Here is a 14201-nt window from a genome sequence, read left to right on the forward strand (position 1 = left end):
CTGTGTCGCATTCTAGTCGGATCATGTCCAAAAAGAAAGAACTAAATCAGGTTATTCACCTGTTTTCGGTGCGACTGGCGAAGTTTCATTCGAATTCGCCGGAGCAGTCGTGGTTGTCTGCACTGATTTTAAGCTATAAGCATCAGTCGTTTGTTTTTTGGCAAACACCGCTAAAGTTAAACTGGTGACAAAGAATAAAGCCGTCAAAATACCTGTCAAGCGAGTCATGAAATTCGCTGAACCTGAAGCACCAAATACAGTTGCAGCACCGCCACCACCAAATGATGCGCCTGCATCTGCACCTTTACCATGTTGTACCAGAATCAATACAATCATTAAAATGGCTAAGATAATATGTACCACCAGCACAAAAGTTTGCATGCTGAACTCCTAATTATTTTGTATTTGCAAAAGCCTGAGCAATTTTATAGAAAGACTCTGCATTTAAAGATGCACCACCAACCAGGGCACCATTAATATCTGGACAGGCAGCCAACTCTACTGCATTTTCAGCCTTGACACTACCGCCATACAGAATGGCGATGCTTGGACCGAACGATGTAATTTGAGTTAAGCCTTCACGAATCTTGGCATGCATGGCTTGTGCATCTTCAGGTGAAGCTGTTTTACCCGTTCCAATTGCCCAAATCGGCTCATAGGCAATTACAATTTTTTGCCACTGTTCAGCTTGAACAACTGCGGCAATGTCACAGATTTGTTGCAACACCACCTGCTCTGCTTGACCATTTTCACGTTGTTCCAGGCTTTCACCTACGCAATAAATAATGGTTAATCCCGCATTTAAAGCATTTTTAACTTTTTCATTCAGTATTTGCGCAGTTTCGGCAAAGATTTCACGGCGCTCTGAATGACCAATCAGTACAAAATCAATTTGATGATCTTTCAGAAGTTCAGCACTCACTTCACCGGTATATGCACCCGTACCTGCAATACGCGAAACATTCTGTGCAACGGTATAAACAGATCGGACTGAACTTGCCAATTCCGCCTGAACACTGGCCAAGGCAAGCATGGTAGGCGCAACACCTAAATGACAATTTTCTTCTTTAATTTCATTATTTTGCAATAATTCTTTAAAACTACTTACCAGCGCTTTGGCGTCTGCCTGCATTGGGTTCATTTTCCAATTGCCAACAACCCAAGGAGTAATAGCCGAACCCGACATACAGTAACCTATTAAAAACAATTCATTTAACCGCGCACATTCTACACGGAATTCAGTATTTTTTAGAAAATTTTCACATGGCTTTTTTTAAGCCATTCTTAATTTTTGCAAGTCATCACGGCATTCTCAAGAAAAACTTCAGCATGTAATTACGACTAGTTCAAAGTTTTATCTAATATTAAGTAGATGACAACGTTTTCAGATATGGTATTTTTATATAACAAAAGTATAATTTAAAGATACCAATTATAAACAAATTGATTGAGCGGGCATATTAAAGCATGACAGCATTACAAGGTTCACCAAGATTCACTGGTTTTATTCGCCGTTTGGTTGAAGACGGCTCAGTTTCTGCTGAAAACATGCAGAATGCAGTATTAAGTGCAAAAAAAGCCAATCAAGATATTGTTCCTTTCCTCATTGAGCAATTAAAAGTTTCCTCATTAGATATTGCAGAAAAAATTTCTCAAGAGTTTGGAGAACCGCTTTTCGACCTCAGTGTTTATGATTCTGCACAAATTATCCGTGAAGGAATCGATGAAAAACTGATTACCAAACATCATGTGCTGCCTATTTTTAAACGTGGTAATTTACTTTATGTAGCCACCAGCAATCCAACCAATATGGATGCCATGGATGCGATTCGCTTCAGTAGCAAAATGAATATTGAAGCCGTGATTGTTGAACATCCCAAATTAATAAAACTGATTGAACAAAACTTTGCCGAAGCAGATACTTTTGAATTCTCAGATGATGATATTGACTTAAATCTTGAGCAAGAAGATCTCAGTCAAAAAGACGATGAAGATGATAATCAAAAGGAAGATGAAGCGCCGATTGTTAAATATATTAATAAATTACTGATTGATGCCATTCGTATGGGCGCTTCAGATTTACACTTTGAACCTTACGAGAAAAGTTATCGTGTTCGCTATCGAATTGATGGTGTGCTACGTCAAATTGCCACCCCACCCTTACAACTCGCCACACGCTTAGCCTCGCGTTTAAAAGTGATGTCACAAATGGATATTTCTGAAAAGCGCTTGCCTCAAGATGGACGGATTAAACTCAAACTTTCAAAAAGTAAAGCTATTGACTTCCGTGTCAACTCATTACCCACCTTGTTTGGTGAAAAACTGGTACTGCGTATTCTTGATCCATCGAGTGCGATGCTAGGTATTGATGCATTGGGCTATGAACCCGAGCAAAAAGAGTTATTCATGCAAGCGCTGGACAAACCGCAAGGCATGCTCCTCATTACAGGTCCAACAGGTTCGGGTAAAACCGTCTCTTTATATACCGGTTTGAATATTCTCAATCGTGAAGACACCAATATTTCAACCGCCGAAGATCCGGTGGAAATTAACTTGGAAGGCATTAACCAAGTCAATGTCAATGCTAAAGTGGGCTTAACCTTCTCTGCGGCTCTCAAGTCATTCCTGCGTCAAGACCCTGATATTGTCATGGTCGGTGAGATTCGAGATTTAGAAACGGCCGAAATTGCCATTAAAGCGGCTCAGACGGGTCATATGGTGATGTCAACGCTACATACTAACAGTGCACCTGAAACATTGACGCGCTTAAGGAATATGGGTGTACCTTCCTTTAATATTGCCACCTCTGTAAACTTGGTGATTGCGCAACGCTTAGCTCGACGTTTATGTCCACAATGTAAAATTCCTGCTGATGTTCCAGAACCAAGTTTGTTGGAAATGGGATTTCAAGAAGACGATCTTAAACATCCAGATTTTAAAGTTTATCAACCCGTCGGCTGTTCAGAATGTCGTGAAGGTTATAAGGGTCGTGTCGGTATTTATGAAGTAATGAAAGTGACACCTGAAATTTCGAAAATTATTATGGAAGATGGCAATGCACTTGAAATTGCTGCAGCATCTTCAAGGTCGGGGTTTAATAATTTACGTCGTTCAGGATTAATCAAGGTCATGCAGGGGGTGACTTCTCTTCAAGAAGTCAATCGTGTGACTAGCGAATAGATCAAGCATTTAAAAATAAGGATAAATTCATGGCTGTCAAAAAAGCACAGATGATGCCCACCTTCAGTTATGAAGGGGTTGATCGTAAAGGGGAAAAACTTAAAGGAGAATTACCTGCACGTAACATAGCACTGGCTAAAGTGACTTTACGTAAGCAAGGGATTACCATTAAGACGATTCGGGAAAAGAGAAAAAATATTCTCGAAGGCTTAATGAAAAAAAAGGTATCTACACTCGATATCACCATTTTCACGCGCCAATTGGCGACCATGATGAAAGCAGGTGTACCGTTGGTACAGAGCTTTGAAATTGTTGCTGAAGGTCTTGAAAACCCGTCGATGCGTGAAGTGGTCTTAGGCATTAAAGGTGAAGTCGAAGGCGGTAATACCTTCGCAGGCGCACTTAAAAAATATCCTCAATATTTTGACAATCTTTTTTGCTCACTCGTTGAGTCTGGTGAACAATCCGGTGCTCTGGAAACCATGCTAGATCGGGTCGCAATCTATAAAGAAAAAAGTGAACTTTTAAAACAAAAAATTAAAAAAGCCATGAAATATCCTATAGCTGTTATTGTGGTTGCTCTGATTGTCACAATTATCTTGATGGTAAAAGTAGTTCCAGTCTTTCAGGAATTGTTTAGTTCATTTGGTGCAGATTTACCCGCATTTACAAAAATGGTGGTGAATATGTCTGAATGGACGCAAAAATACTGGTTTGTTTTAATTATTGTCATTGGTGCCATTATTGCAGGCTTCATGGAAGCCAAAAAACGCAGTAAAAAATTTCGTGATTTCCTCGATAAAGCAGCGCTCAAAGCCCCTATTTTTGGTGACCTAGTTTATAAAGCCATTATTGCACGTTACAGTCGAACTTTAGCGACCACATTTGCTGCCGGTGTCCCCCTGATTGATGCCTTAGAATCCACTGCTGGTGCAACCAACAATTGTGTCTATGAAGAAGCGGTCATGAAAATTCGCGATGATGTCGCCACAGGTCAACAGCTGCAATTTGCTATGCGTGTCACCAATAAATTCCCCTCTATGGCCGTACAAATGGTGGCGATTGGTGAAGAGTCAGGTGCACTTGATGCCATGCTGGATAAAGTAGCGACCCATTTTGAAAATGAAGTCGACAATGCTGTCGATGGCCTAACTTCAATGATGGAGCCGTTAATTATGGCTGTACTTGGCGTCCTCGTCGGTGGTCTAGTCATCGCCATGTATCTCCCAATTTTCCAAATGGGTTCTGTCGTTTAATGCAAGAATTTATCTCTTATTTTATCAATAACCCAACTGCACTTTATCTTGCAGTTGGGCTTTTTAGTCTATGCATTGGTAGTTTTCTCAATGTGGTGATCTACCGCACCCCCAAGATGATGGAGCAAGAATGGCGTACCGATTGCCAATTATTTTTGCATCCCGAACAACCGATCATTGACGAATCTAAACTAACACTCAGCAAACCTGCATCGACCTGCCCTAAATGTCATACAGAAATTCGTTGGTATCAAAACATTCCATTAATTAGTTGGTTAGTTTTAGGTGGCAAATGCGGCTCTTGCAAAAATCCAATTAGTATTCGCTATCCATTGATTGAGCTACTCACTGCAGTATGTTCATTGGTCATTGTTGCAGTCTTTGGGCCGACCTTACAAATGCTCTTTGGTTTGCTTTTGACCTGGATGCTCATCGCACTGACCTTTATTGATTTTGATACTCAGCTTCTACCGGATCGTTATACCCTGACTTTAGCAGCACTAGGTTTAGGCATTAATAGTTATGCTATTTATACCTCTCCTACCTCTGCAATCTGGGGCTATATTATTGGTTTCTTGTGCCTTTGGATCGTGTATTACCTGTTTAAAATTATCACAGGCAAGGAAGGTATGGGCTATGGAGACTTCAAACTTCTAGCAGCTTTAGGTGCCTGGATGGGTCCTTTAATGCTGCCATTGATTGTGCTACTTTCATCAATGGTCGGAGCAATCATTGGTATCATTCTGCTCAAAATCCGCAAAGAAAACCAGCCTTTTGCTTTTGGCCCCTATATTGCCATTGCGGGCTGGATTGCGTTTATTTGGGGCGAGCAAATTATGAAAGTTTATTTAGGCCAATAATTTTTAGGTGAGTACATGACTTTTATCTTGGGTTTAACAGGTGGTATTGGCAGCGGAAAATCTGCAGCAAGTACATGGTTCGAGACCCAAGGAATCACGGTTGTTGATGCCGACATTGTGGCACGTGAGATTGTAGAAAAAGGACAACCTGCGTTGCAACAAATTCACGCTGCTTTTGGGGATTGGGTTCTTTTAGACAATGGAGAACTGAATCGCCGTGCTTTACGTGAACAGATTTTCAAAGATCCAGATGCACGTAAAGTACTAGAAAGCATCACCCACCCTGCTATTCGTCAATCGATTATTCAGCAACTGCAGGCAGCAACCAGTCCTTATGTGATTCTGGTCTCTCCCCTGCTGTTTGAAACCAATCAGCACGAACTGACCGATCATACCTTACTGATTGACGCATCGATTGACTTACAAATCCAGCGGGCTGCCATGCGTGATCACCAATCGATTGCTCAAATTCAGAAAATTATTCAGTCACAAATGCCACGTGAAAAAAAGCGTAGTCTTGCTGATGATATTGTGCTCAATGATGGACATCTCGATCATTTATACAGCCATTTAAAACCATTGCATGAAGCTTATTTACAACGCAGCAAGCAAAAAAAAGCAGTCAATTAAGACTGCTTTTTTTGTTGATCGAGTTGCTGCTGCAAACTGTCTTTATGCATGATCCAGCGCCATGGTTGCAAAGCACCAATCGCCATTCCAATCAAGCCACAAATAATTGCCAGACTTAAGGGTTCACCTAAAAGTGGCACAGCTAAAATTGCTGCCATAAACGGTGCCAAAGTCACGATACTGCCGGTCTTAAATGCACCTAAGCGCTTGATCGCTTCCACATAAGTCAGTGTCGCCACAATTACCACGAAAATGCCGTGAAAAATTACCTGCATCAGTAAATGCACAGGTGCAGGTTCAGTTAAATTTTTCGGTAAAAATAACAGATAAATTGGCACATAAACAATCGCTGACCAGATCGCGACACCTGCCATGGAATGCCATGCAGAGAGTTTCCATTGACGCAATAAAACGGTAAATACACCCCACCAGATTGCGCTCAAGAAAAATAGCAAGTCACCAAAACCAAAGGCGATACCTGTTTCCTGATACATTAAAAAACTCATCGCGCTGATCGCGGTCAGCATAATGCCCAGACTGATCCAAGTATGCTGATCAAAAGGCTGTTTAAACAGCAAAAAAGCTGCAACTGCGGTACACAAAGGAATACAACCATTCAGAAAGATGGCTGCATGGGCTGCGGGTACATAGTGAAAGGCACTGTATGATGTCAGGCAGTACCCGACCCCGCCAATCATCGCCAAAAGAAAGGGTTCTTTTTTCCATAAAAAGGCGAGGTCTTTTTTATAGATCAGGATCGGCATTAAAATACAAAATGCCAAAGCAAAACGTAAAGCCGTGATATCCCACGCGCTGATTCCCCACTGTGCATTGAGGCGGGAAGTAATGGTAAATCCCCCCCAGATGCACATGGTAATGGCGATATAGAGATAACCTTGAGACCGGGGAGACATAACAAACAACTTTTAAATTGAGATAGTAAAATTACACATTACGCTGACGGCAAGCTTCATATAAAGCCATACCTGTTGCCACACTCACATTCAAACTTTGCAAGTTTCCTGCCATCGGGATGTAAACCGTCTGATCACACTGTGACTGGGTAATTGGACGCAGGCCGGTATCTTCAGCGCCCATCACTATACACACACCGGTTCCGGTGAAATCAAACTGTTGCACGGGTAATGCTTTTTCATCCAGCATGGTGCCTACAACACGCACATTAAACTCGTCTTTGATGTTACCCAAGGTACGTGCCAAGTTGGTCACTTGAATAAACTTCACTTTCTCTGCACCACCCGCAGCAATTTTACGTGCTGTCGGGGTTAAACTTGCAGAACGATCACGCGATACAATCACCGCTTCAACACCCATCGCTGCTGCTGTACGGATACAGGCACCTAAGTTATGTGGATCAGTGACTTGGTCTAAAGCCAACAACAGTGCTTGAGGATTCTGTTTCAGCAAATCATCCAGATCTTGTTCATTCAGGGTTGGATGCGGACGAACTGCGGCAACCACCCCCTGATGAAAAGGCTGACCCGCCAATTTTTCCAGTTTGTCACGACTGGCCTGTTGTACACTGATCCCAAAAGGATCAGCCAAAGCCAAAACGTTTTTCAAACGCTGATCGTCACGACCTTTTAGCGTAAATAAAGTAAGTACACGCTCTGGCTCAAGCTCAAGTAATGACTCCACTGAGTGAACGCCATAAAAATATTCGGTTTTTGCCATGAACGGCCTCTAAAAAATGTCTATACAATGCAAAAAAGAAAAATCCTGCAAAGCTGACTTTACAGGATTGATGCTTAAATCTAGTTTAACTGATTCAGGCTAAAATTTCTTTGCCTTAATCCAATCCGACTTATGCTTAGCCTTCTAAATGGCAAACATAATCGAGTACTTCATCGGTCTCGATTTTAAAACGGCTATTGCCCGGGACATAAAAAGACTGTCCTGCGCGGAACAATTCACTCTCGACTTTATCCGCGATTTGTACACGGCATTCCCCTGAAATAATTTCCATACGTTCAGGTACATGCGTTTCGAAAGTGAGTGCCTGTTCAGTCGGTAAAATCACCCCTAATGTCTTTTTTGTGCCATCTTCGAATTGCACGGTATGACTAATACATGAACCGCCGAAATAAACATTCGATTTTTTGATAACAGAAACATGATCAAACTGATTTGACATGCGTATTCTCCAGATAATGCGCATTTATAATTTTTGATTGATGTAGTTTAAAGGCCTGCATTCAACTAATCAATCGGTGTTTCATACGGCTAAATCAATATTTTACAAATTGTTGCAGATATTTTCCTGCATCAATCAGAAGAAGATTCACCCCGAGTTTGCGAGAGTCTAAATCAACCGTCGCATAAGCACAAATAAGTTTTTGTATTGTATCGACTAAAAGTTAATCTGCTTTTCCAAGTAGCAAATCTTGTACCAAAACAATGACGATTAATCTGGCAATCCTCTATAGATCCAAAGCCTAACTGTATGCCTAAATTCAGTATGTAAATCTCAACCCAAAACACTCGCTAGAAATGCTGATCCATGATTTGCATCAACCGATATTTAGCCATTTTTGTATCATCATGAAGCATGTTTTCAATATTATGAAAAAAATCGCAACTCTAAAATATTCCTAAAATTAACCGAGCGTGTAGATAAAAATCACGCAGACTATTCAAGCAGATGTTGTTTTTATAGCGTATCTTCAGTAAAAGATATTTTCATCTTGAATATCAGGTAAAATAGTGATGTTTTACGTCATCTTAAAATTAAAAGCTGGCTTGTGACCAAAACAGAATTTCACTATCTTAGATTAAAACTTTTCGCAGCTCGGATGCGTTTATGCTGACACATTTAACTCTGATCAATTTTGCTTTAGCCGATCATTTAGCCATTGATATTGAACCCGGTTTCAATGTCCTGACCGGTGAGACAGGTGCAGGTAAATCTTTATTACTGGATGCCCTTTCTGCCTGTTTGGGTGAGCGCACCGATACCAATTATGTCCGTTTTGGTTCTGATAAAGCCGATGTCACCGCTGTTTTTAGTTATAAAGACCAAAGTCCCGAAGCTGAATGGCTTAAAGCACATGAGTTGGATGATGAATCTGGCGAGATTCATTTAAGACGGGTGATTTTTGCGACGGGCCGCAGTAAAGCGTGGATTAATGGTCGCCCAAGCAGCCTGGCTGAACTGAAAGAAATTGGTCGTTTACTGGTGCAACTGTATAGTCAGCACAGTCAGCAACAATTGTTGGAGCATCCTTATCCCAAGCATTGGTTAGATCGTTACAACAACTTTTATCAACCGGCACAAGATGTCCGTGATGCCTATAGCACCTGGCAAAAAAATATTCGTCAGCATCAAGCGGCATTGGATGCACAAGCGACCCGCAAACAACGGATTGAAACTTTAGAATTACAGCTCGAAGAACTCGAAGAAATTACTCAAATTGACTATAAAGAGATTGAGCAAGAGTTCGACCGTTTAAGTCATCATGAACATATCATGCTGGATTGCAGCTACAGTTTAAATGCCTTGGATGAAGCGGAACAAAATATCACTCAAGAAGTTTCTTCGATTATTCGCCGCCTCGAATCGCATGCCGGTCGCAGTGAGCAACTCGCAGAAATTTATAATTCGTTAGTGAATGCGCAAAGTGAACTTGATGATGCAACTGCCAATTTGCGTCAATTTATTGACCGGCAAAGTTTTGACCCTGAACGCGTCGATGAACTGAATGTACAACTGGAAATTTTCCATCGTTTAGCACGTAAATATCGCACTCAGCCGGAAACATTAAAAGAAGAATATCAAACTTGGCAAACTGAGCTTGAACAGCTGCATCAGTTGGAAGATCCTGAAACTTTAGCTGAGCAAGTTGAATTGTCTCATCAAGACTTTTTAGCCAAAGCCCAGCACTTAGATGAGATTCGTCGTGAAGCTGCGGCTCCTTTAGCTAAAAAACTCACAGAACAGGTCAAACAACTGGCATTGCCTGAAGCCTATTTTGAATTCAAGTTTGAACCGTTGGAACAGGCGTCATCAGAAGGGCTTAGCTTTATTCAACTGCTGTTTACTGCAAATAAAGGCATTCCTGCACAACCGTTGGCACGTGTAGCTTCTGGGGGCGAACTGTCACGTATTGCTCTGGTGATGCAAGTGATGAATGCTGAAAAAACAGAATCTGAAGTCTTGGTGTTCGATGAAATTGATGTCGGGATCAGTGGCGGTACGGCAGAAATGGTCGGACGCTTATTGGCAGATTTAGCCCAGCATGTACAAATTTTATGTATCACCCATCAGGCACAAGTGGCGGCACAATCAGATCAGCACCTGCTGGTTAAAAAACGCCAAACGGATCCCGCAAGCAGCACCATTATCGACCTGAGCGAAGAACAACGTATTGATGAATTGGCGCGCATGACCGGCGGTGTCGAAATTAATGACACCACCCTGCAACATGCCAAGCAATTACGTCAACTTAAGTTTCATCAGGCTTGATCATCGTACTTAAAAAAATCCCTGAACATTTGTCAGGGATTTTTTTAGATAAAAGCTCAATTCAAACTCGATTAACTCACCATTTTACTGGCTGATCACTTGAACCTGGAGTCATCTCGTAGCCCGGTGACAGATCATAAGACTGGCGCATCTGCGATTGGACAGGCTGTAGTTTCAAACCCTGCAAAATTTCCGGATTTAAGCCTTGGGCAATTTTATCAGCCGTGCTGTCATTTAAACTATTCGTCAAAATATTCTGAGTCATTAAATTAGACAGCGTACGATTAAAAGTACCTGCCGCGACCACTTTACTGGTATTGGCTTCAATCACACGCCAGGTCAAACGCACCTGTTCCGCACCTGCATTCAGACCATACATCTGTTGGCCATTATTAGCGGATAGATCATTGATCCGTCCCACCAATAAATAGTCCGCCCCAACTTTCTGGCCGATACGTGCCAATTCTTGTGGTACACCATCCCAATACAGGAAGTCATTTTCAGACTGCATTTCGTCTAGATAATGACGATCGACCACACTGAGCTGCCCGCTTTGAGTCAAATAAGTACCCAAAGTATCCGACAATTCCTGACTAAACTCATGTGCTGAGGCATCGCTGGCCAAGCGATTATTTTTCTCAGCCATCTGAAAAGGTAATACTGCGATCCGGCGTAAATGTTGATCTTGTACAGTAGATTCAAACTTAACCACATGCGCACGTACTTTGGCACGGTAATTGTTTTTCGCTCCAGACACACTCAGTACCTGAAACTTGGTCACGGAACCTGAACCCTGATTGGCCACACTGAATACCGGTGAAACCTTACCGCTATAGCTCCAACCCTGGTTATTGACAGATAAAGAAACCGTTTCCTCATAATTCATCTGAGAAGAAACTGAAGCCCCATTTACCGATTGCACGGCTATCAACAAAGCTTCAGAAATCGCTTGATGCTGTGTGGGGCCATTACCGCTCGCTTCTTTAATCACTTCTTTAATCGCAGCAAAGGCTGAAGAACTCAGTAATCCAGACAACAGACCTGCAAGTAATATTTTTTTCATGTTGTATTCTTCTACAGTCACTGCACCAAAAGTACAGTGACCTCAATTTAAATTACAGACCAAAAGTCGAGCGTTTTGCAGCTTTACGAATTTCTTTCTCACCGGTCCACTCTACAATGCCGGTTTGCAGGTTTTGCAATTTAAAGGTGAATTTGTAATACACATCGCTCTTGCCGCCCGCATTTTTAACAATACTCGACAAGTTACCATTCAGCATAAACTCGGCACCAATATGACCACCGGTACGTACCGCAGTTGCCTGATTGACCATGCCACTTTGTTTTTGATAAGCCAGTTGCTGTGCAACAGCATTCACAGACTTCATATCGACAAAGCGGAATTTTCCAGAGTTGATCAACTTGTTCTGAATGCTATCTGTAATTGATTCAGTATCAATATGTTCTTGGGTTTTATTATGAATGCGGTCGAGCACAATCACTGGACGACGTGTTTGGGTCATTTGCACGACTGGCGGGAACATCAACATGTCATCTACCATTTTAGCCGCAATCATTTGCAAGTCGGTTGAACCAAAGTCTTTGGTTAATGTTTCTACAGCTTGCGCATCACCATAGCTCACTGAGCCTCCTGTGCTGGCACAACCAGTTAGCAAAGTTGAAGTTGCCAATACAGCGAATATTAATTTTGCGTTCATGTTCAATCTCTCTTATTTTTTCAAATACACAATAACATCTACAGCAGACGGATTTGGTGCTAAGGACTGCACCCCTTTTGTTTCACGTCCGGTCAATTGGATTGGCTTCCAGATCGCGCCTTCAGGATTCACTTCTGCACCCTGTGCATCGACCCAAACAATCTTGTAGCTAAAATCTTTATTGTTAAAACGGCGGTTTTTGATCGCAATCGACGCGCGTTTCAAATCACCCGACAAACTCATATTCACGCGTTCCACAAAAACTTCTGTGGTCAATACCGGATTATTGGTAATCGTACGAATACTGATTTCATTGTTTACATTGGTTTGCGTCGATAAGGCATTTGGTGCGGTACACCCCACCATCAACAACGCACCTAAACCAAGTACAGCAAAACTAAATTGACGTTTCATATATTTCTCTGATTTATCATTAACGTGGAATCGTGCTCACACTGGCAGTAATTTTGTCATTGACATGATGAGCATAAACAAAGACGGTCTGATTGGCTTTTACATCCAGGGTCACAGGTGAACTGGATAAACTTCCGCTAGAAAGCTGTAAATTATGTTTGCCTGGGGTTAAATTTAAGCGGGCAATCTGGGCATTACTTGGCAAAGTACTCCAACCCCGTAAGTCAGCACGTTCTGTGGACATATTTAAAACATTGCCAGCCAATTGGCCCAATACACCAAATTGATTACCGAGTTCTTTTTGTGCAGCATATTTGGCAGTCGCACGTAGCACCTGACTGGTCAGATTACCCAGTACTTTTTCTTTTAAATCTTTAACGGCCAAAGCACCGATATCACTGATGACATAGCTGTCTTGCAAAGGCTTATTGTTCACTTTGACTTTCAGGCTTTTCGGTGCCACATAGGTGCTCGGCTCATAAGTGGCAAAAGCAATATTAATTAAACCACCCGGTGTTGGCACATCGATTTTATTTTCAACTTTTTGCGGCACAACACCTTGCTCGATAAAAACAATCACCGGCACACTGCCGCTCTTTGGCTGTGCCACCAACTGGTTCAGACGTTTCACATCCTGGGCAATTTGAGCATCAGGCTGTAATTCATAAGCTTTTTTATAGTCGACTAAGGCATCGTTATATTCGCCTAGGGTTTCCCATAAATTTGCTGCCATATAGAAAGCATAGGCATTTTGATAGCTATTCTTAATCTTGCCGGCAATTGGGTCTAAGCCGACAAAAGCTTCATCCAAAGCGCTAAATGCCGTTTCGCCAGATGATTGTTTAGTGGCTTTATCTTTTTTCTTTTCCAGTTGCTTTTGATAAGACAGCTCAATTTCACGCTGAATACCTTGTGCGACCCGCATTTCTACTGCTGCAGCTTCTAAATCCTTGAGAAAAATATAATTTTTTGCTTGGGAAATATGTGCCAACACCTGCTCATGTGGTGGCACCAGATAAGGAACAATCGAATCATTACTGACCAGTGCCAATGCTTTAAACCCCATCCGGGATACACTGACTTTGGCCCGGTTTTGTTGTTTATCTAATAAAGTAAAAGCCTGCTTATAATAATCCTGGCTTTGTTCATATTGATGGTTGACCTGTAGTAAACGTGCTTGCTCAAGCAAATATAAAACACCATCTTTTGAATCTGCTTTGTCTTTAAATTGAGTCATTAAGCTGTCTGATAATTGACTATTTAAATGACTACGAAATAAATTCCCTTCTTCATTATAAGTACTGAATACTGCAGCCTGTGATATTACGGAAACTGAAAATAAAGCAGAAATTAAAGTCCCTTTTAAAAAATTATGCATAATTATCCATTAAAAAAATAATAAAAGATGAAAATTCATACATCTTACAAATAAAGCAGTAGTGTTACAATATGTATATAAAGTATATTTAGTGAAACAATTCACGCATTATTCTGAACATAATTTACATATAAAAACAAAAGTTAAAAAATAATTACATTAGATCTCTTGCGAAAGTTAATTTAAGAGCATCCAATTCACCATTCCAGCAATTAAATTCATTCTTAGACCAAATCGTTTCCGTCTGTTTCTATAGCGTTCTGTTAATATCCGAAAATGTTT

The 14201-nt window shown here is 41.3% G+C and carries 14 protein-coding genes and 1 pseudogene; 5 read left to right on the forward strand and 10 right to left on the reverse strand.

Annotated features, from left to right (window positions below):
- Window positions 1–51: 51 nt before the first annotated feature.
- Together secG and tpiA are read right to left on the reverse strand one after the other, a co-directional pair.
- Complete coding sequence (gene secG / locus HLH16_RS04655) at window positions 52–381, reverse strand: preprotein translocase subunit SecG (RefSeq protein WP_171528435.1); 330 nt, start codon at window positions 379–381, stop codon at window positions 52–54.
- 13 nt (window positions 382–394) lie between these two features.
- A complete protein-coding gene (tpiA, locus tag HLH16_RS04660) occupies window positions 395–1186 on the reverse strand; it encodes a triose-phosphate isomerase (protein WP_171528436.1) in 792 nt (263 codons plus the stop codon).
- Window positions 1187–1467: 281 nt separating this feature from the next.
- Between tpiA and pilB the strand changes: the two genes are divergently transcribed.
- From pilB to coaE, 4 genes are read left to right on the forward strand one after another with little or no spacing between them, the layout of a single operon-like run.
- Window positions 1468–3180 carry a type IV-A pilus assembly ATPase PilB gene (gene pilB, locus HLH16_RS04665; RefSeq protein ID WP_171528437.1) on the forward strand — a complete coding sequence of 571 codons (1713 nt, stop codon included), beginning with the start codon at window positions 1468–1470 and terminating at the stop codon, window positions 3178–3180.
- A gap of 29 nt (window positions 3181–3209) precedes the next feature.
- Window positions 3210–4436, forward strand: a complete 1227-nt coding sequence (locus HLH16_RS04670) for a type II secretion system F family protein (protein WP_171528438.1) — start codon at window positions 3210–3212, stop codon at window positions 4434–4436.
- Entirely contained in the window at window positions 4436–5296 is an 861-nt protein-coding gene (locus tag HLH16_RS15835) for a prepilin peptidase (protein WP_171528439.1), read from the forward strand. Before HLH16_RS04670 ends, HLH16_RS15835 begins: the two co-directional genes overlap by 1 nt.
- Window positions 5297–5311: 15 nt before the next feature.
- Window positions 5312–5926, forward strand: a complete 615-nt coding sequence (gene coaE, locus HLH16_RS04680) for a dephospho-CoA kinase (RefSeq protein ID WP_171528440.1) — start codon at window positions 5312–5314, stop codon at window positions 5924–5926.
- Here coaE and HLH16_RS04685 read toward each other — a convergent pair.
- From HLH16_RS04685 to ppnP, 3 genes are all read right to left on the reverse strand, one after another.
- Complete coding sequence (locus tag HLH16_RS04685) at window positions 5923–6840, reverse strand: DMT family transporter (RefSeq protein WP_171528441.1); 918 nt, start codon at window positions 6838–6840, stop codon at window positions 5923–5925. The genes coaE and HLH16_RS04685 overlap by 4 nt on opposite strands.
- A 31-nt stretch (window positions 6841–6871) precedes the next feature.
- Window positions 6872–7621 carry a 23S rRNA (guanosine(2251)-2'-O)-methyltransferase RlmB gene (gene rlmB / locus HLH16_RS04690; RefSeq protein ID WP_131287870.1) on the reverse strand — a complete coding sequence of 250 codons (750 nt, stop codon included), beginning with the start codon at window positions 7619–7621 and terminating at the stop codon, window positions 6872–6874.
- A gap of 136 nt (window positions 7622–7757) precedes the next feature.
- Window positions 7758–8081 carry a pyrimidine/purine nucleoside phosphorylase gene (gene ppnP, locus HLH16_RS04695; RefSeq protein ID WP_171528442.1) on the reverse strand — a complete coding sequence of 108 codons (324 nt, stop codon included), beginning with the start codon at window positions 8079–8081 and terminating at the stop codon, window positions 7758–7760.
- Window positions 8082–8747: 666 nt separating this feature from the next.
- On the opposite strand from ppnP, the gene recN reads away from it, so the two are divergent.
- A complete protein-coding gene (gene recN, locus HLH16_RS04700; RefSeq protein WP_171528443.1) occupies window positions 8748–10409 on the forward strand; it encodes a DNA repair protein RecN in 1662 nt (553 codons plus the stop codon).
- Window positions 10410–10485: 76 nt separating this feature from the next.
- Here recN and HLH16_RS04705 read toward each other — a convergent pair whose 3' ends face one another.
- The 5 genes and pseudogenes from HLH16_RS04705 to HLH16_RS04725 form a co-directional block, all read right to left on the reverse strand.
- Window positions 10486–11472, reverse strand: a complete 987-nt coding sequence (locus HLH16_RS04705; RefSeq protein ID WP_171528444.1) for a CsgG/HfaB family protein — start codon at window positions 11470–11472, stop codon at window positions 10486–10488.
- Between the two features lie 52 nt (window positions 11473–11524).
- Window positions 11525–12127, reverse strand: a complete 603-nt coding sequence (gene lpoB / locus HLH16_RS04710) for a penicillin-binding protein activator LpoB (RefSeq protein WP_131287879.1) — start codon at window positions 12125–12127, stop codon at window positions 11525–11527.
- A 12-nt stretch (window positions 12128–12139) separates the two neighbouring features.
- A complete protein-coding gene (locus HLH16_RS04715; protein ID WP_171528445.1) occupies window positions 12140–12541 on the reverse strand; it encodes a YcfL family putative periplasmic lipoprotein in 402 nt (133 codons plus the stop codon).
- A 19-nt stretch (window positions 12542–12560) separates the two neighbouring features.
- Window positions 12561–13919: a COG3014 family protein gene (locus tag HLH16_RS04720; RefSeq protein ID WP_171528446.1), complete on the reverse strand. Its 1359-nt coding sequence runs from the start codon at window positions 13917–13919 to the stop codon at window positions 12561–12563.
- A gap of 177 nt (window positions 13920–14096) precedes the next feature.
- Window positions 14097–14201, reverse strand: a pseudogene (locus HLH16_RS04725) (IS5/IS1182 family transposase); the annotation flags it as partial.

This window comes from Acinetobacter sp. ANC 5378, from assembly GCF_013004315.1.
GTDB lineage: Bacteria > Pseudomonadota > Gammaproteobacteria > Pseudomonadales > Moraxellaceae > Acinetobacter.

Coding starts and splice junctions, on each gene's coding strand:
- rlmB (WP_131287870.1), bottom strand. CDS start 7,621: ATGGCAAAAACCGAATATTTTTATGGCGTTCACTCAGTGGAGTCATTA.
- pilB (WP_171528437.1), top strand. CDS start 1,468: ATGACAGCATTACAAGGTTCACCAAGATTCACTGGTTTTATTCGCCGT.
- HLH16_RS04685 (WP_171528441.1), bottom strand. CDS start 6,840: ATGTCTCCCCGGTCTCAAGGTTATCTCTATATCGCCATTACCATGTGC.
- HLH16_RS04715 (WP_171528445.1), bottom strand. CDS start 12,541: ATGAAACGTCAATTTAGTTTTGCTGTACTTGGTTTAGGTGCGTTGTTG.
- recN (WP_171528443.1), top strand. CDS start 8,748: ATGCTGACACATTTAACTCTGATCAATTTTGCTTTAGCCGATCATTTA.
- tpiA (WP_171528436.1), bottom strand. CDS start 1,186: ATGTCGGGTTCGGCTATTACTCCTTGGGTTGTTGGCAATTGGAAAATG.
- secG (WP_171528435.1), bottom strand. CDS start 381: ATGCAAACTTTTGTGCTGGTGGTACATATTATCTTAGCCATTTTAATG.
- HLH16_RS04670 (WP_171528438.1), top strand. CDS start 3,210: ATGGCTGTCAAAAAAGCACAGATGATGCCCACCTTCAGTTATGAAGGG.
- coaE (WP_171528440.1), top strand. CDS start 5,312: ATGACTTTTATCTTGGGTTTAACAGGTGGTATTGGCAGCGGAAAATCT.
- lpoB (WP_131287879.1), bottom strand. CDS start 12,127: ATGAACGCAAAATTAATATTCGCTGTATTGGCAACTTCAACTTTGCTA.
- HLH16_RS04720 (WP_171528446.1), bottom strand. CDS start 13,919: ATGCATAATTTTTTAAAAGGGACTTTAATTTCTGCTTTATTTTCAGTT.
- HLH16_RS15835 (WP_171528439.1), top strand. CDS start 4,436: ATGCAAGAATTTATCTCTTATTTTATCAATAACCCAACTGCACTTTAT.
- ppnP (WP_171528442.1), bottom strand. CDS start 8,081: ATGTCAAATCAGTTTGATCATGTTTCTGTTATCAAAAAATCGAATGTT.
- HLH16_RS04705 (WP_171528444.1), bottom strand. CDS start 11,472: ATGAAAAAAATATTACTTGCAGGTCTGTTGTCTGGATTACTGAGTTCT.